The 1,391-nt window shown below is 73.5% G+C and carries 2 pseudogenes; one reads left to right on the forward strand and one right to left on the reverse strand.

Going from position 1 to position 1,391, the window contains the following annotated elements:
- Positions 1-93 precede the first annotated feature (93 nt).
- Positions 94-672: pseudogene (locus JM949_RS35950) on the reverse strand (S8 family serine peptidase); the annotation flags it as partial.
- Positions 673-824: 152 nt separating this feature from the next.
- On the opposite strand from JM949_RS35950, the pseudogene JM949_RS35955 reads away from it, so the two are divergent.
- Positions 825-1,391, forward strand: a pseudogene (locus JM949_RS35955) (SseB family protein); the annotation flags it as partial.

Here is a 1,391-nt window from a genome sequence, read left to right on the forward strand (position 1 = left end):
CGTACAGCACCACGGACAGGTTCACCACGTCGGCGTCGTGCTCGACCGCCCACCGGATGGCCTGGGCGAACTCGTCGGCGCTGACCGTACGCCCCGACTTTCCGGGTCGTCCGCGTACAGCACCACGGACAGGTTCACCACGTCGGCGTCGTGCTCGACCGCCCACCGGATGGCCTGGGCGAACTCGTCGGCGCTGACCGTACGCCCCGACTCGCGCCCCTGCACCACCTGCTGCTCGCTGACCCGCACCGGCAGGATCCGGGCACCTGGTGCCAGCCCGCGGAAAGCGACGTCGGGTCGAGGCGTCGCCGCGATGATGCTCGCCACACCGGTGCCGTGGCCGGCGCAGTCCCGACTGCCGTCGCCGCCCGGGTCGAGCAGGTCAGCGCCGGCCAGCACCCGGCCGGCCAGTTGCGGGTGCCGTCGGTCGACCCCGGAGTCGACCACCGCGACGGTCACCCCGGCGCCGGTCGCCAGCGGCGCGAGCCGCGCGGGGTCGTACCGTTGCTGTGGCCATGGTGTGGCCGCGACCGGCCGGGCTGGGGCGAGTGGGTTCGCGCAGGCCGGTGCCGTCGGGAGTGCGGCGCTGGCGGTGACGCTCGGCAGAGCCGGCGCGGTCAGCAGGCTGGCGGCCAGACCTGCGAGGACCGGGCGCGTGATCGATCGGGACATCGACAGCCTCCGTATCGTGTCGGCTCCGGGACGGGATGTTATCGCCTCGTCCGCTCACCGGCAGACCGCCGACGGCCAGCCATTGTGATCTTGGTGCCACCTTGTAGGTTGTACGCGATACCTGTGGCCTGTTCTCGGAAGGGGAGGTGGCCGTGACCGAATGGGAGCCGGCCACGGAGGCCGAGGTGGCGCTGCGCGACGCGCTGCGCGCCAACGATCAGGAGCTCTACTTCCGGCTCCTGTCCCGCACCGACGTGTTGTTGCCGGTCTCCACGCCGGCGCAGCCCGGTCAGCCACCCGCCGGCTGGGGCACCTGGACGACCGGCGGACGCACCCACGTCCTGGCCTTCACCTCCGCCGCCGCACTGCGGGCCTGCCTCGGCGATCACGCCGGCAACACCCGACGGATCCCCTTCGCCGAGCTCGCCTCCAGTTGGCCCAATCAGGAGTGGTGGCTCGCCGTCAACCCCGGCCTGCCGATCGAGGGTTACCTGCCGGCCTGGTTCGTGTCCCAACTTTCCCGGGGCGACGTGCGACTGCCGGCCGGGCCATGGGCGCCCGCGCTCGGCTGGAGCGTGCCGAGACGCTGGCCCGCACCCGGCCCGGCGCGCCGCATCGAGACGCCGCGCCCGCCGCTGGGTCACCGCCTCCGACGGGCCCGGCATCATTCGGGCGACCAGACCCCGCCCGCTCCGGTGCCACCCGCTTCCGTCCCGGCC

Source organism: Micromonospora tarensis, assembly GCF_016803395.1.
Taxonomy (GTDB): Bacteria; Actinomycetota; Actinomycetes; order Mycobacteriales; family Micromonosporaceae; genus Micromonospora; species Micromonospora tarensis.